We start from the raw sequence: 15664 nt of genomic DNA, 5'->3' as shown, positions 1-15664 counted from the left end.
AGCCCCGCAATGTCCGAGCAATTGCCCAACGGCTACAGCCCCCGTCTCTATAACGAAGACCTGGGGCCGCTGCCGCAGAAATGGAATTGGTACAACATCTTTGCGTTCTGGATGAGCGACGTGCACAGCGTCGGCGGCTATGTGTTTGCCGCCAGCCTGTTCGCTCTGGGCCTGGCGAGTTGGCAGGTACTCATTGCGCTGCTCGGCGGGATTTGCATTGTGCAGTTGATCGCCAACCTGGTCGCAAAGCCGAGCCAACAGGCGGCGGTGCCTTATCCGGTGATATGCCGGCTGGCGTTCGGCGTGTTCGGAGCGAATATCCCCGCGGTGATCCGCGGCCTGATCGCGGTGGCCTGGTATGGCATCCAGACGTATCTGGCATCCAGCGCACTGATCATTGTGGTGCTGCGGTTCTTTCCTTCGATGGAAGCCTACGCAACGCCGCATTTTGCCGGTTTGTCCTACCTGGGCTGGTTCGGTTTCCTCGGGTTGTGGTTTGTCCAGGCGCTGGTGTTCTGGACGGGCATGGAGTCGATTCGTCGTTTTATCGACTGGGCCGGGCCGGTGGTGTATGCGGTGATGTTCCTGTTGGCCGGCTGGATCGTCTGGAAGGCCGGCTGGAGCAACATCAGCTTTACCCTGGCCGAGAAATCCTTGTCTGGCTGGCAGGCGTTCGGCCAAGTGATCGTGGCAACAGCCCTGGTGGTCTCGTATTTTTCCGGCCCGACCCTGAATTTCGGTGATTTCAGCCGGTACTGCCGGAGCATGTCTGACGTGCGTCGCGGCAATTTCTGGGGGCTGCCGGTAAATTTCCTGGCCTTCTCGCTGGTCACCGTGGTGATTGTGTCCGGGACATTGCCAGTGTTCGGCGAAATGCTCCACGACCCGATCGCAACCGTCGCGCGCATCGATAACGACGTAGCGGTGTTGCTGGGGGCTTTTGCCTTTGTGACCGCGACCATCGGCATCAATATTGTCGCCAACTTCGTGTCCCCGGCCTTCGACTTCGCCAACGTGGCACCGAGCAAGATCAGTTGGCGCGCCGGCGGCATGATCGCGGCGGTGGCCTCGATTTTCATCACGCCGTGGAACCTGTTCAACAATCCTGAAGTAATCCACTACACCCTGGACGTTTTGGCGGCGTTTATCGGCCCGTTGTTCGGCATCTTGCTGGTGGATTACTACCTGATCAAAAAGCAGCAGATCGACGTCGACGCGCTGTTCAATGATGGGCCGAGCGGGCGTTATTACTACAGCGGCGGCATCAACTGGACGGCGGTCAAAGCGTTGATTCCGGCGACGCTGATGGGCGTGGCGATCACCTTCACGCCGCTGCTGCAACCGATGGCCAACTTTGCCTGGTTCACCGGTTGTTTCCTCGGCGGGGTGCTGTATTTCGCCTTGGCGCGGCGTGAGCCAGCCCTACAACTGAATACCTCGCTCAACCCGGCTGGCCAGGCCTGATCAGCGCAGGGCGGTCTGCGCGCAGGGGCTCGTCGCGCCACGTCTGGCGGGCCGCAGCAACAGTCCGCCGGCCAACAGCAGTCCGCTGCCGGCGACGATCAGTGCCGGTTGCAGGCCGCCACTGAAATGGCTGCTCAGCGCCGCCAGCAGGGGGCCGCTGAGCTGGCCGATGGCAAAACACGCGGTCAGCAGGCCGATGTTGCGCTGGGTCGCGTGGGGGGCCAGTTCCCGGGCACGCATCACCATCAGTTGCATGCAGGCGAGAAACGGCGCGCCACAGAGAAACACGCCCAGGGCCAGGCCCGTGCCGCTGCCCAGCAGGCAGGCAAACACGCCAGCGGCTTGCAGCCACAACGTCGCCATCAGCCAGCGACTGGTGGTGTTCGGGTTCGGCCGGCGCAGGCTCACCAGCAGCACACCGGTGGCGGCGGCCAGGCCGAAGCAGGGCCAGAACAGGTCGGCCTGCCATTGCCCGTGAAATTGCGCCGAAGCCATCTGCGACAGAAACGTCGCTGGAATGATGTAGCCCACGCCATACAAGGCGTAGACCACGCAGAGCCGGGCGATGCCGCTGCTGCCGGAAGTGACGACTGGCGCTGCGAGGGTGGCCGCCGGAGCGGGTTTCGGCAGGGCCGGCAGGATGACCAGCAACATCAGCAGCGCCGCGCCGGCGTACACCAGCCACAAGGTGGCGGATGTCTGGCCCAACAGGTTCGAGCCAAGGGCCAGCAAGCCCGTAAGAAAAATCCCCATGCCCGGCCCGGCAAATACCAACGCACCCAGCCGAGGCCGTCCCGCTGCCGCCGCCAGGGGTTGGCTCAACGCGGTGATCATCACCATCACCCAGGCGCTCGCCACGCCGGTGCCAAAGCGCAGCGCCAGGTGCGGCCAGAAGCCCCAGGCCCAGAACGACGCCAGCGTCAGCAGCACGCATAACCACAGGCCGCCCAACAGCCGTCGCTGCACCTGTTCGGCGCGACGGGCGAACATGGCGTCCAGCGCGCCGAGGAAGTAACCCAGATAGTTGGCGGCGGCAATCAGACCGGCGGCGGTCAAGTCGACCTGACCTTCGCCGATCAAATGAGGTAACTGCGGTGTAAGGGCGAAGCGGCCGATGCCCATGGCCATCATCAAGGCAATGAAGCTGGCGAGCAGGCGAATCAAGGGCGACATGGTCGATCTCCGGCGTCGAGGTGATTGACCGTCAGGCTAGAACCGATTGACTTTCATTAAAAATGAATAATAGTGAGCAACTTGTTCTTTTTTGGAGAATGTCGTGGAGTTCAGCCAGTTACGGATTTTCCAGGCCGTGGCCGAGGAAGGTTCCATCACCCGGGCGGCCGAGCGCCTGCACCGGGTGCCATCGAACCTCTCGACCCGGCTCAAGCAGCTCGAAGAGCAACTGGGCGTGGATCTTTTCCTGCGCGAGCGTCAGCGTTTGCAATTGTCGCCTGCGGGAAAAGTCCTGCTGGACTACGCGACCAAGCTGTTCGCCCTGCATGACGAAGCCCATGCGGCGGTGCAGGGCGGCCAGCCGGCCGGGGATTTTGTGTTGGGCACGATGTACAGCACAGCGGCGACCCACTTGCCGGACTTGCTGGCGGCTTACCACCGGGCCTACCCGGCGGTGAACCTGCAAGTGCAATCGGGGCCGAGTGGAGAATTGCTTGAAGGTCTGCTCACCAATCGCCTCGATGCGGCGCTGGTGGACGGTCCGCTGGAGTTGGCCGGGCTGGATGGCGTGCCGTTGTGCGACGAGCGGCTGGTGCTCATCACCGAGGCCGACCATCCACCGGTGCGCAGCGCGCTGGACGTGCAAGGCCGTGCGGTATTCACCTTCCGGCGTGGCTGTTCGTACCGAATGCGCTTGGAAGCCTGGTTCGCCCATGATCATGCGACCATGGGCCGGGCGATGGAAATCGAGTCGTACCAGGGGATGCTGGCCTGTGTGATAGCCGGCTCCGGAGTGGCGCTGATGTCCGAGTCGATGCTCGCCAGCCTGCCGGGTCGGGAACGGGTAAGTGTGCATGCGTTGGCCGAGCCGTTTGCCAGCGCGACGACGTGGTTGATGTGGCGCAAAGGCATGGTCGGCGCCAACCTGAGCGCCTGGATCGAGTTGCAGCAACAAGCGTGGCCGCGGGCGCCAATGATCACGGCGCAATCGGCTTGAACTCCCAGCGTGGAATTTGGATCAATTCAGTAACAGATCATTGCAATCTGTAACGAGCATTGCGTAGGACTTCGGACTATTATCAGTGCGAAGGGGCCACAGAAATCTGCCGCTCGCACCACCCTGAGGGGGCACCACGATGAAAGAGAAAATCCAGAACTGGCTTCACGACTTGGGTGTCGCGCTCGGCCTGATCGAACCGCCCATGCAGCCGATCCCGATCCGCACCGACGACGAGCAACGCCGCCGCCAGCCGCGCCGCCGGTAAACCCACTTTTTTGGAGAGATCGCAGTCTCGGGCCGTTTCAATTGAAACGGCCCGAGACTGCGATCTTTTTATTTATGGCCTAGGCCCCTGTGGGAGCGAGCTTGCTCGCGATAGCGGTGGATCAGCATGAATCCATGTTGAGCGTACCGCCGTCATCGCGAGCAAGCTCGCTCCCACAGTGATTTCATCGCCAGCAATTACCGATCAAACCGCCTTGGCCACCACCTCCGACCGTGGCGACAGCAGGCTCACCACCACGAAGCTCACCAACGCCACGCTCAGGCTGTAGTAAATCGGCGTGTTCGCATCCAGGCCATCCTTGAACATGAAGAACAGCGCGGTGACGAAGCCCAGCGACATGCTGGTGATCGCGCCAGCGGTGGTTGCGCGTTTCCAGTAGATCGCCCCGATCAGCGGGATCAGCATGCCGCCGACCAGCAGGTTGTAGGCCAATGTCAGGGCGCTGATCACGTCGCTGACGACCAAGGCGATAGCCAATACCACCGCGCCCAGCAGCAGGGTCGCGATACGGTTTTCGTGAACGTCGCCGTCGCCGCTTTCACGGCCCTGGCGCAAGCGGGGCAGCAAGTCCTGGACCACCGTGGTGGATGCCGCGAGCAGGCCTGCGGCGGCGGTGGACATCAATGCCGCCAACGCGGCTGCGATCACCAGGCCGCGAATGCCGTTCGGCAGGCTGGTTTGCACCACACTGGCGAAGGCGTTGTTGACGTTTTCCAGGTCCGGCAGCAAGACTTTGGCGGCCATGCCGATCAGCGCACCGGCAAGGCCGTAGAGCACGCAATACAGGCCGGCCGCGGTGCCAGCGACTTTCGCCACGCCTTCGCTGCGGGCGGTGAACACCCGTTGCCAGATGTCCTGGCCGATGAAGATGCCGAAGAAGTAGATCAGGAAGTAGGTGAGGATGGTGTCCCAGCCGATGGCGGTGAAATCGAAATAACGCGCCGGCAAGGCCGCCACCATCGCGTCCCAGCCACCAGCGTCACTGATGGACATTGGCATCAGCAGAAACACCAGGCCAATGGTCATGATCAGGAACTGCACGATGTCGGTCAGGGTCAGCGACCACATGCCACCGATGGTGGAATACAACACCACCACGCCGCCGCCCACCAGGATCGAAACCCAGAAGGGCAGGCCGAACAGCACCTGCATGACCGTGCCGATGGCGATCGTCGAGGTGGCGCCGATCATCAGCGCATAGACCAGCATGATCACCGCGCTGGCATGGCGCGCGGCCGGGTTGTAGCGGCGCTCCAGCACTTGGGTCACGGTGTAGATCCGCAGCTTGAGCAACGGCTTGGCGAGGAACAGGCTCAGCCCGACGATGCCCAGGCCGATGGCGCCGCACAACCAGAAGCCGGAAATGCCGTGGACATAGCCCAGACGCACAGTGCCGATGGTCGACGCGCCACCCAGCACGGTGGCGGCCATGGTGCCCAGGTAAAAACCCGGACCGAGGTTGCGCCCGGCGACGAGGTAGTCGTCGCGGGTCTTGGCGCGGCGCATGCCGTACCAGCCCAGGGCAATCATGCCGGTGGCGTAGATGAGAACGACGATTAAATCCAAGGCCATGATGGCGTGTCTCCGGTTCTATTTTTTATGTGGGCGAGGCTGCTGGCGCTGACACCGCAGCCTCGGTGCGAACGGGCTCCCTCGCCACGGGAATTGGTCAGTCAGGCGGCCTGTCGCAGTTCTGGCGGGTTTAGCGGATCAGCGCTTCGCGGATCCTGCGGCCCATACACCGCCGCCGGTTCCGGAAACAACCCGAGCAACAGCAGGTACACCACCGAGGCCAGCCCCAGGGTCACCGGCAGGCTTATGTCGATGCCACCGGCCAGCTCTCCCAACGGCCCGACGAATTGCCCCGGCAGGTTGACGAAGCACAGCCCCACCAGTGCGCTGGGAATCCACGCCCCCAGGCCGCGCCAGTTCCAGCCATGGCTGAACCAGTAGCGCCCGCCGGTTTCGCCACGGGTGAACACTTGCAGGTCGTCCGGGCAGTAGAAGCCGCGGCGCACCACCAGGCCGATGATCATGATCACCATCCACGGCGTGGTGCAGGTGATGATCAGCACGGCGAACGTCGAGACGCTCTGCACCAGGTTCGCGGCGAAGCGCCCGATGAAGATGAACGCAATCGACAGCACGCCGATCAGCAGCGTCGCCTTGACCCGCGACAGCAGCCGTGGGAACACGCTGGACATGTCCAACCCGGTGCCATACAGCGAGGTGGTGCCGGTGGACATGCCGCCGATCACCGCGATCAGACACACCGGCAGGAAGAACCATCCCGGCGAGACCGCCAGCAGGCCGCCCACGTAGTTGTTCGCGGCGATGTAGTCCGGCGCCTTGATCGCGACGATGGTGGCGGTGGCAAGGCCGAACAGGAACGGTATCAATGTGGCCAACTGAGCGGCGATGACCGCCAGCATGATGCGTGGTTTGGGCGTGTTGCGCGGGATGTAGCGCGACCAGTCGCCGAGGAACGCGCCGAAGGAAATCGGGTTGCTCATGGCCACCAGCGCCGCGCCGATGAAGGCGGCGTAGAAGCCCGGCTGGCCGAGGCTGACCGTGCCGGCGAACTGGCTGTCGAAGCTTGGCGCGAAGGCGAAGATGCCCAGCAGGAACAACAGGCTGGCGGCCCATACGGCGATGCGGTTGACCCACAGCATGAAGCGAAAGCCGTAGATGCACACCGTCAATACCAGCAGGGCAAACAGGCCGTAGGCCAGGCCCAGGCTCAGGTCGGTTTCCGGTACGCCGACCAGTCGCTTGGCACCGCCGATCAGCGCGTCGCCCGAGCTCCATACCGACAGCGAGAAGAACGCAATGGCGGTCAGCAGCGACAGGAACGAGCCGACGATTCGCCCATGGACGCCAAAATGCGCACCCGAGGACACGGCGTTGTTGGTGCCGTTGAGCGGGCCGAACAGGCCCATCGGCGCGAGGATGATCGAACCGACCAGTACCCCCAGCACGATCGCCCAGACCCCGGCCTGGAATGACAGCCCGAACAGCGCGGGGAAACTGCCGAGCACTGCGGTGGCAAAGGTGTTGGCGCCGCCGAAGATCAGTCGAAACAGATCCCCCGGCCCGGCGGTTCGTTGATGGTCGGGGATCTGTTCGACCCCGTTGGTTTCAATTTGCGTAAGGCTTTTATCGTTATTGTTATTCATGATCTGCTCCGATCATCGAGGCGCGTTCATCGGATGTGAACGTCGCCTGTTTGGCTAAGGGGGTGGCAGCCCTTCCGGCATTGCGGACAAATGTTCATGACAGGCCAGCCATAGGCCTTGTTGTTCTTGGCGAAACACGATGGTTTCGCGCTCCTGGCTAAAGTGCAGCTCCCCTTGCATGCGCAGCTCGGTGGCCACGTCATGGATGAAAATCGCCACGTCCCCTTGCAGGCTGACGAAGGCGTTGCTCGAGGTGCAACGCAGCACCTCGAAGCCATCCTCGGCGCGCCAGCGGTCCCACAAGGCCTGGTAGGCCTCGCGTGACAGCAGCGGCTGTTCGAGGGTGTAGAACACGAAGCTCGCATCGGCGCTGAAAGCGCCGAAGTAAGCCTCGCGGTCATTGCGGGCAAAGGCCGATACCAGCTCGGCGGCGGCCTTGAGAACCTGATCTCGATGGCTCATGGCGGCGCCTCAGCGATGGACCACGCCGGGCAGTACGCAGAGCATCTCGTACAGCAGGTTAGCGCCCAGCAGCGAGGTGTTGCCGGTGGTGTCGTACGGCGGCGAAACTTCTACCAGATCGCAACCGACCAGGTCGAGACCCTGGCAGCCACGGACGATCTCGATCGCCTGGATGGTGGTCAGGCCGCCGATTTCCGGGGTGCCGGTGCCCGGCGCCCAGGCCGGATCGATGCCGTCGATGTCGAAGCTCAGGTACACCGGGCCGCCGCCGACTTTCTCGCGCACTTCGGCCATCAATGGGGCCAGAGACTTGTGCCAGCATTCTTCGGCCTGGACCACACGGAAGCCCTGGTTACGGCTCCAGTTGAAATCTTCGGCGGTATAACCCTGGGCGCGCAGGCCGATCTGCACCACGCGATCGCAGTCGAGCAGGCCTTCTTCCACGGCGCGGCGGAAAGTGGTGCCGTGGGCGATTTTCTCGCCGAACATGTGATCGTTCACATCAGCGTGGGCGTCGATGTGCACGAGGCCGACCTTGCCATGCTTTTTGTGGATCGCCCGCAGGATCGGCAGGGTGATGGTGTGGTCGCCGCCCAGCGTCAGGGGGATGACGTTGTGTTCGAGGATCTTGTGGTACGACTCTTCGATGATCCGCACCGCGTCCAGCAGGTTGAAGGTATTGATTGCCACGTCGCCAATGTCCGCCACCGACAGCGAGTCGAACGGCGCGGCACCGGTGGCCATATTGTAGGGACGGATCATCACGGATTCGGCGCGGATCTCGCGGGGCCCGAAGCGGGTACCGGCGCGCAGGGAGGTGCCGATGTCCAGTGGCACGCCGACAAAGGCAGCGTCCAGGCCGGCGGCGGTGGGCAAATGGGGCAGGCGCATCATGGTGGCGATGCCGCCGAAGCGCGGCATTTCGTTGCCGCCCAGTGGTTGGTGAAGAATCTTGTCCACGGGTAGGGCCTCATCGTTTGTTTTATTTATCAGGGGCCGATTCTGCGAAAAGCCTTCGCCGTGAAGAATCGCTGGCGGCAAATACTTAGTTCAGATTTTTCTAAACTAATGGTGGGCAGGGCGATAGACTCCGCAGCAGCGCAATCCCGGGGCAGACGATTAACCTCTGTGGCGAGGGAGCTTGCTCCCGCTCGGTGGCGCAGCCATCGCAAAACCAGCCAACGCGGTCTGCCTGATACATCGAGGTGAATGGTTTTGGGGCCGCTTCGCAGCCCAGCGGGAGCAAGCTCCCTCGCCACAAAAGCACGGCAGGCTCCGTATATGTGTGATCTGGAGATACCCCCATGGCCAACGCTCTACCCGACCTGAAACTGCTGCGCATTTTTGTCAGCGTGGTCCGTCACCAGGGGTTTGCCAATGCCCAGCACGAGCTCAACCTTTCCACGTCGGCGATCAGCACCTACATGAGCCAACTCGAATCGGCCCTGGGCCTGGTGCTCTGTCATCGTGGGCGGGGCGGGTTCAGCCTGACCAGCAAAGGCGAGCTGTTCCATCAGGAAACCCTGCGCCTGTTGGGCGAGCTCGAAGGCTTCGAGCAATACGCCGCGGCGCTCAAGGGTGAGTTGCGCGGTACGCTGAACCTGGGCGTGATCGATTCGACGGTCAGCGACAAGGCGTTGCCGTTCGCCGAAGCCATCGGCGCCTACAGCCAGGAGCACCCGGCGGTGCATTTGCACTTGTCGGTCATGAGCCCCTACGAGTTGCAACTCGGCGTGCAGGACAATCGCCTGGACCTGGCCATCGGCGCGTTTTCCACGCGCATGAGCGGGCTGGTCTATATGCCGCTGTACCGCGAACAGCACTGGTTGTATTGCAGCAACCGGCATCCGTTATTCAACGAACGGCGCATCCCCGAGCAACTCATTACCCAGCAGCGTATGGTCGGGCGCGGTTACTGGAGCCAGGCCGAACTGGCGCGCCACGGCTTCAAGCACAGCGCGGCGACAGTAGAAAGTATGGAAGCGCAACTGATTCTGGTGCTGTCAGGTGCCTACATCGGTTATCTGCCCGAGCACTACGCCCAGGCCTGGGTCGACAAGGGCGATCTGCGCGTGCTGCTGCCGGCGACTTTTGGCTATCAGGCGCCGTTTTCGATGATCGTGCGCCGTGGCCGCAGCCGCGAGCCGCTGATCCAGACCTTCCGTGATCTGCTCAAAGCTCAACTGAACCAGGCCTGACCATGTCCAGAATTGTATGCCCGCGTTGCCACCGTCCGCAAAGCCATTGCCTGTGCCCATTGATCCCCAGTCTCGACAGCCGCACCCGCGTTCTGCTGTTGCAGCATCCCAGCGAGGTGAACCATGCCTTGAACACGGCGCGGTTGGCGGCGTTGGGCCTGAACAACGCCGAATTGATCGTCGGCGAGGTGTTCGAGGATTTGCCCAGGTTGCTCGATCAACCGGGGTATCAGGCGCGGTTGTTGTTTCCCGCCGACGATGCGCAGCCGATGCAAGCCTACGGGCCGTCCGATGAGCCGCTGCTGTTGGTCGTTCCCGATGGCACCTGGCGCAAGGCGAGAAAACTGCTGCACCTCAATCCGCTGCTGGCGGCGTTGCCGAGGGTGACGTTGGCTAACGGTGGCGTGTCCCGTTACCGCTTGCGCAAGGCGCCCGGGCCGGGCGCGTTGTCGACGGTGGAGGCGATTGTCCAGGCACTGCAAACCCTCGAAGCACCGACAAGTTTCGAGCCGTTGCTGAGGCCGTTCGAGGCGCTGATCGAGGGGCAGATCGCGGCGATGGGGGAGGAGATCTTCCAGAAAAACCATGGAGGTTAGAAGAACCCTGTGGCGAGGGAGCTTGCTCCCGCTCGGCGGCGCAGCCGTCGTAAAACCTGCTGGCGCGGTCTGCCTGACACAACGAGGTGAATGGTCTTGGGGTTGCTGCGCAGCCCAGCGGGAGCAAGCTCCCTCGCCACGGGATCGGTGTAGATTCGGATTACCGCTCACGCATCGCCTCGGTCCGCGCCTTCAGCACCGGCTTGAGCAGGTAATCCAGCACACTTTTCTCCCCGGTGATGATGTCCACCGTCGCCACCATTCCCGGGATGATCAGCAACGGTTTGGCATCGCCGCCCAAATGGTTTTTATCGGTGCGCACCTGGATCAGGTAGAAACTGTTGCCCTTGTCATCGGTGATGGTGTCGGCGCCGATCAGTTCGAGCTTGGCGCTCAGGCCGCCATAGATCGTGTAGTCGTAGGCGCTGAACTTGACCATGGCTTTCTGGCCCGGGTGGAGAAAGGCCACGTCTTGCGGGCGGACCTTGGCTTCGATCAGCAGGTTGTCCTCCAGTGGCACGATTTCGACCATGTCGCTGCCCGGCTGGACCACACCGCCAATGGTGTTGACCTTGAGCTGCTTGATCACCCCGCGCACCGGTGAGACCACGGTGGTGCGGGTCACCCGGTCATCGATGGCAATGCTCGATGCGGTGATTTTCGACAGTTCAGTGCGTTTCTCGTTGAGCTCCTTGGCCGCGTCGGAGCGGAAGGACTGCTCCGATTCGTCGATCTTGCTCTTGATCTCGTTGATCGCCGACTCGGCCCGAGGGATCGCCAGGGTGGTGGCGTTGAGTGAGCCGCGCACCTCCACCGCGCTGCGCTTGAGCCGGAGGATTTCCACCGGTGAAACCGCCCCGGTGCGCACCAGCGGCGCCGACATGTTCATTTCTTCCTGCAGCAAGGACAGGGCCGAGCTGAACTGGCCTTGTTTGGAGCGAAACTCGGCGAGTTCCTGGGTTTTCTGCCGCAGCTGTTCGGTGAGGGTGCGTTGCTCGCTGGCCAGGCGCCGCTGGCGTTGTTCATATAACGAACGTTCGTCCTCGGCCACTTGCGGGGCCTTGGCGGTCACCTCTGCCGATAGCGCGAACGGCCTCCCTTCAGCCTCGGCCGACAGGCGTTCGACCTGGGCCGTGAGGGCATAACGATCGGCCTCGCTCTCGCCCTTGTTTGACAGGAACCGCGTGTCATCCAGGCGCAGCAGGGTCTCGCCCTTGTTCACCATCTGGCCTTCGCGCACGAAAATCTCGGTGACAATGCCGCCTTCCAGGTTCTGGATCACCTGGATCTTGCTTGATGGAATCGCCTTGCCTTCGCCCGTGGTGACTTCCTGCAGCACGGCCAGTTTGGCCCAGACCAACCCGCTGACAATCAGCCCGGCGGCCAGCCACACCGTCACCCGTGAACGCCGGGGCGAGTCCTGCAACGTCGCGCTGGCAGTTTCCGGCATGAACTCGCTTTCGGCGCTTTTGCTGAAACTGCCGAAGTAGCTTCGGGCGGCTGAATCAGGTGTTTGAGCTGGCATGGACGGTACCCGTTGATTAATAAATTCTCAGTGCTGCTTTTTGTGGCGAGGGAGCTTGCTCCCGCTCGGCGGCGAAGCCGTCGTAAAACCCGCCGACGCGGTCTGCCTGACACAACCAGGTGAATGGCCTCGGGGCTGCTTCACAGCCCAGCGGGAGCAAGCTCCCTCGCCACAGGTGTTAACCATGTTTCCCCGGACCAAACAGGATATGTGTCGGCTTCTACACCGCCGCAGACCCCACCCGCCCTTTGCGCAGCGCATCAATCACCGCGTCCTTCGGTCCGTCCGCCACGATCCGTCCGTTTTCCAGCACCACCAGGCGATCCACCAGGCTCAGCATCGAGGTACGGTGGGTGACCAGCAGCACGGTCTTGCCCTGCACATGGGCGTGAAGTTTTTGCCGCAAGGTATCTTCGCTGCTGTTGTCCATGGCGCTGGTGGGTTCATCGAGCAAGAGGATCGGCGGGTCGAGCAGCAGGGCCCGGGCCAGCAGCACGGCCTGGCGCTGACCGCCGGACAACAGCTGGCCGCGCTCGCCGACCGGGCGATCGAAGCCTTGCGGGTGCTGGCGCGCCAGTTCGGTCACGCCGGTCAGTTCCGCCACCTCCAGCATGCGGCCGTCGCTGATATAGCGGGCGCCGAGGGTCAGGTTGTCGCGCAGGCTGCCGGCCAGCAGAGGCAGGTCGTGGGCGACGTAGCCGATCTGTTGACGCAGGTCGGCGACATCCAGTTGCCGCAGGTCCAGGCCATCGAGCAGCAACTGACCTTCCTGCGGGGCATAAAAACCCATCACCAGGCGCGCCAGGGTGCTTTTGCCCGAGCCGCTGCGGCCTATGATCCCGACGCGCTCGCCAGGCTTGAGGCTGAAACTGACGTTTGCCAACGCCGGAGTACTCTGGCCGTCGTAGTGGAAGGTCACGCCGCTGACATCCAGGGCGCCCTGCAATTGGGTGCGCTCCAGCGGACGCTGGCTGGCGTCGCGCTCCTGGGGCAGGGCCATCAAGGCATCGGTGCTGCGCATGGTGAGCTGGGCTTGCTGGTAGCGAGTGATCAGCCCGGCGATCTGGCCCAGCGGCGCGAGGACCCGGCTGCCGAGCATGTAGGTTGCCACCAATGCACCGACGCTGAGGTTGCCGGCAATGATGCTGTAGACGCCGGCGACGATGGTTGCCATGCCGGCCAGTTGCTGCAGGAACAGCGTGCCGTTGGTTGCCAGCGCCGAAAGGTTGCGGGCGTGGCTGTCGAGGCGGGTGAGGGCGCCATGAGTGCTTTCCCACTGATGCTGGCGTTCGCTTTCGGCGCTGCAGGCCTTGAGGGTTTCCAGGCCGCCGAGGGTTTCGATCAGCAAGGCCTGGCGCTGGGCGCCGAGGGCCAGGCTTTTCTGCACGGTGTCGCGCAGGCGCGCCTGGATGATCATGGCGAAAACCACGGTGATCGGGAACGCCACCACGGGTATCACCACCAGCCAACCGCCAAGCAGGCCTATCACCACCAGCATCAGCACGGCAAAGGGCAAGTCGATCAGGCTGGTCAGGGTCACGGCGGTGAGAAATTCCCGCAGGCCCTGGAAGTCATGGATGCTCTGGGCGAAGCCGCCGATGGTCACTGGTTTGGCTTTCATCGCCATGCCGGTGATGCGTTCGAACAGCGTGGCGGAGAGAATCACGTCGGTTTTTTTACCGGCGCTGTCCAGCAGATGAGCCCGCACGACCCGCAGCACCAATTCGAACCCGGTGCCGATCAGCAGCCCGACGGCCAGCACCCACAATGTCGACGTGGCCTGGTTCGGCACCACGCGGTCGTAGGTCTGCATTACGAACAGCGGCACCATCAACCCCAGCAGGTTGATCAGGAAGCTCGCCAGGATCGCGTCGCTGTACAGCCAGCGCGACAGTTTCAAGGTGTCACGAAACCAGGCCTCGACTCGCGGCACCAGCGGCGCGCGCAAATCTTCCAGTTCGTGGCGCGGTCGGGCGAACAAGGCCTGGCCGCTGTAGTCGGCGGCCAGCTCCTGGCGGCTGACCCATTGTTCGCCGCCATCGGCTTCGCTGGGCAGGATCAGCGCCTGGCCGTCGTCGCCCCAGCGGCGCAATATCGCGCAGCGACCTCCGGCCAGAATCAGCATCACCGGCAGATTGAGCGCTGAAATATCCGCCAGGTCGCGACGCAGCAGCCGCGCCTGCAGACTGGCCCGGGCCGCTGCGCGAGGCAGCAGGTCCAGGCTCAGGCGTTGGTGCGCCATTGGCAACCCGGCGCTGAGGCTGGCGCGGCTGACAGTCGCGCCATGGAGTTTGCAGAGGATCAACAAGCCGTCCAGCAACGGGTCATCGAAGTTCAGGCGCGGGTCGGCGCCGGGGATTACCGGTTCCATGCGGGTCATGTCGATCGCTCCCATGGACTACTTCAGTTCCGGCAGCCGTGCCTGGTTCTTGACTTCGGTCTGGGCGACGGCGTCGGCCGGCAGCACGATCCGCTGTTTGCTCAACAACAGGCCCATATTCGCCAGCACGCGGTACATCGAGTATTCCTCGGTGTAGCGCACCTCGGTGTAGCGACGGTTGGCGTTGTACAGCTCGTTTTCGCTGTCGAGCAAGTCGAGCAGGGTCCGTTGGCCGAGGCCGAACTGGTCTTGATAAGCGGCACGCACGCGGGCGGTGGTGTCGGCGTACTCACGGGCCGTCGGGGTCTGTTTGCGGGCGTTGAGCATCGCGTTCCAGGCCAGGCGCGTGTCTTCGTTGAGTTGGCGCAGGGCGTTGTTGCGGATGTCCATGGCCTGGTTGATCTGGTGGGCGTTGGAGGCCAGCCGGGCCTTGTCGCTACCACCGCGCAACAGGTTGTAGTTCATCACCACCCCCAGCCGCCAGTTGTTGTCGTGGCCTTCTTCGCCGCCGAGGTTGTTGTTGGCGCCCACCGCCGCTTCCGCATCGAAGCGTGGGTAGAACGGTGATTTCGCCACTTCGTACTGGCTTTCGGCGGACTGGATGTCGGCCTGGGCCGATTTCAGGTACGGGTTGTTATCCACCATGCTCTGCTGGGCTTCGCGCAGGTCGACCGGGATTTCGCCCTTGGTCGACGGCGGGGCTTCCAGCTCATCGGGCATGCGCCCGACCACGCTGTAGAAGTTCGCCTCGGCATCGGCCAGGTCGACCTGGGCGGTATCGTAGTTGTTTTCCGCCAGGGCCCGACGGGCATTGGACTGGTCGGAGTCGGCCGTGCTGCCCACCCCACGCTCGGTGCGCAGGCCGATCTGGTCGTTGACGCGCAGGTGCGCCTGCAGGTTGTTCTTGGCCAGGGTTACCAGCTCGCGACGCTTGAGCACTTCCAGGTAGACCTCGATGGTCCGCAGGGCCAGGTCCTGCGCGGTGCCCTGGGCGTAATAGGCGCGGGAGTTGACCACACCCTTGGTGCGTTCCACTTCGTTGGCGGTGTTGAACCCGTCAAAGATCATCTGACGCAGGCGCAGCTCCGACTGGGTGTAGGTGAGGATATTGGTGTGATGGTTGCCCAGCGCCCGGGTGTTGGTGTTGTCGCTGTAGCCCCGACCGTAGCCAGCGTTCAAATCCACCGACGGGAAAAAACCGCCCCGGGCGACCTTGACGTCTTCATTGGCCGACAAACGGCTGTCCACCCGCTGTGCGAGTTCCGGGTGGGTCGCGATGGTGCTCTGTATCGCTTCGGTCAAGGACATGGCCTGCGCTTGAGAAGAGCAGGCCATGGCCAGCAAAACCGCGCTGCAGAGAGGGGTAAGAACGCGCATGGGATGCATCTCCTGAGGTCTGTTGTG

At 63.1% G+C, this 15664-nt stretch carries 13 protein-coding genes; 5 read left to right on the top strand and 8 right to left on the bottom strand.

What is annotated here, in order from left to right; all coding sequences use genetic code 11:
* Window positions 1-9 precede the first annotated feature (9 nt).
* Entirely contained in the window at window positions 10-1464 is a 1455-nt protein-coding gene (locus J3P91_RS19895) for an NCS1 family nucleobase:cation symporter-1 (protein ID WP_434572548.1), read from the top strand.
* On the opposite strand, the gene J3P91_RS19890 is transcribed toward J3P91_RS19895, so the two are convergent.
* Window positions 1465-2637, bottom strand: coding sequence for a YbfB/YjiJ family MFS transporter (locus tag J3P91_RS19890; RefSeq protein WP_434572550.1), 1173 nt, complete (start codon window positions 2635-2637; stop codon window positions 1465-1467).
* 103 nt (window positions 2638-2740) lie between these two features.
* Between J3P91_RS19890 and ptrR the strand changes: the two genes are divergently transcribed.
* Window positions 2741-3634: a putrescine utilization regulator PtrR gene (gene ptrR, locus J3P91_RS19885; RefSeq protein WP_434601500.1), complete on the top strand. Its 894-nt coding sequence runs from the start codon at window positions 2741-2743 to the stop codon at window positions 3632-3634.
* A gap of 139 nt (window positions 3635-3773) precedes the next feature.
* On the top strand, window positions 3774-3902 hold the full coding sequence (locus tag J3P91_RS19880; RefSeq protein WP_256222727.1) for a PA1414 family protein: 129 nt from the start codon (window positions 3774-3776) through the stop codon (window positions 3900-3902).
* A gap of 204 nt (window positions 3903-4106) precedes the next feature.
* Here the strand turns inward: J3P91_RS19880 and J3P91_RS19875 are convergent, their stop codons facing one another.
* The 4 genes from J3P91_RS19875 to speB form a co-directional block, all read right to left on the bottom strand.
* Window positions 4107-5495 carry a sodium:solute symporter gene (locus J3P91_RS19875; protein ID WP_434601499.1) on the bottom strand — a complete coding sequence of 463 codons (1389 nt, stop codon included), beginning with the start codon at window positions 5493-5495 and terminating at the stop codon, window positions 4107-4109.
* A 101-nt stretch (window positions 5496-5596) separates the two neighbouring features.
* Complete coding sequence (locus J3P91_RS19870; RefSeq protein ID WP_434605182.1) at window positions 5597-7102, bottom strand: purine-cytosine permease family protein; 1506 nt, start codon at window positions 7100-7102, stop codon at window positions 5597-5599.
* A gap of 51 nt (window positions 7103-7153) precedes the next feature.
* Complete coding sequence (locus J3P91_RS19865) at window positions 7154-7561, bottom strand: YybH family protein (RefSeq protein ID WP_305499519.1); 408 nt, start codon at window positions 7559-7561, stop codon at window positions 7154-7156.
* 9 nt (window positions 7562-7570) lie between these two features.
* Window positions 7571-8521 (bottom strand): agmatinase, encoded by a 951-nt coding sequence (gene speB / locus J3P91_RS19860; RefSeq protein WP_045155351.1) that lies wholly within the window; start codon window positions 8519-8521, stop codon window positions 7571-7573.
* Window positions 8522-8865: 344 nt separating this feature from the next.
* Here speB and J3P91_RS19855 point away from each other — a divergent pair, with 344 nt between their 5' ends.
* Both J3P91_RS19855 and J3P91_RS19850 read left to right on the top strand, forming a co-directional pair.
* Window positions 8866-9759 carry a LysR family transcriptional regulator gene (locus J3P91_RS19855; protein ID WP_434572557.1) on the top strand — a complete coding sequence of 298 codons (894 nt, stop codon included), beginning with the start codon at window positions 8866-8868 and terminating at the stop codon, window positions 9757-9759.
* A gap of 2 nt (window positions 9760-9761) precedes the next feature.
* The gene (locus J3P91_RS19850) at window positions 9762-10355 is read left to right on the top strand and encodes a tRNA-uridine aminocarboxypropyltransferase (RefSeq protein WP_434601498.1); all 594 of its coding nucleotides are present in this window, start codon (window positions 9762-9764) and stop codon (window positions 10353-10355) included.
* A 160-nt stretch (window positions 10356-10515) separates the two neighbouring features.
* Here J3P91_RS19850 and J3P91_RS19845 read toward each other — a convergent pair whose 3' ends face one another.
* The 3 genes from J3P91_RS19845 to J3P91_RS19835 all read right to left on the bottom strand — a co-directional run bounded on the left by J3P91_RS19845 (window position 10516) and on the right by J3P91_RS19835 (window position 15637).
* Window positions 10516-11880, bottom strand: a complete 1365-nt coding sequence (locus tag J3P91_RS19845) for an HlyD family type I secretion periplasmic adaptor subunit (protein WP_434572560.1) — start codon at window positions 11878-11880, stop codon at window positions 10516-10518.
* Between the two features lie 220 nt (window positions 11881-12100).
* Window positions 12101-14260 carry a type I secretion system permease/ATPase gene (locus tag J3P91_RS19840; RefSeq protein WP_434601497.1) on the bottom strand — a complete coding sequence of 720 codons (2160 nt, stop codon included), beginning with the start codon at window positions 14258-14260 and terminating at the stop codon, window positions 12101-12103.
* An 18-nt stretch (window positions 14261-14278) separates the two neighbouring features.
* Window positions 14279-15637 carry a TolC family outer membrane protein gene (locus tag J3P91_RS19835; RefSeq protein WP_305499524.1) on the bottom strand — a complete coding sequence of 453 codons (1359 nt, stop codon included), beginning with the start codon at window positions 15635-15637 and terminating at the stop codon, window positions 14279-14281.
* Between the last annotated feature and the right edge of the window lie 27 nt (window positions 15638-15664).

This window comes from Pseudomonas sp. Z4-7 (genome assembly GCF_051131965.1).
Lineage (GTDB): Bacteria > Pseudomonadota > Gammaproteobacteria > Pseudomonadales > Pseudomonadaceae > Aquipseudomonas.
This window is presented reverse-complemented; position numbering and strand designations above follow the sequence as displayed.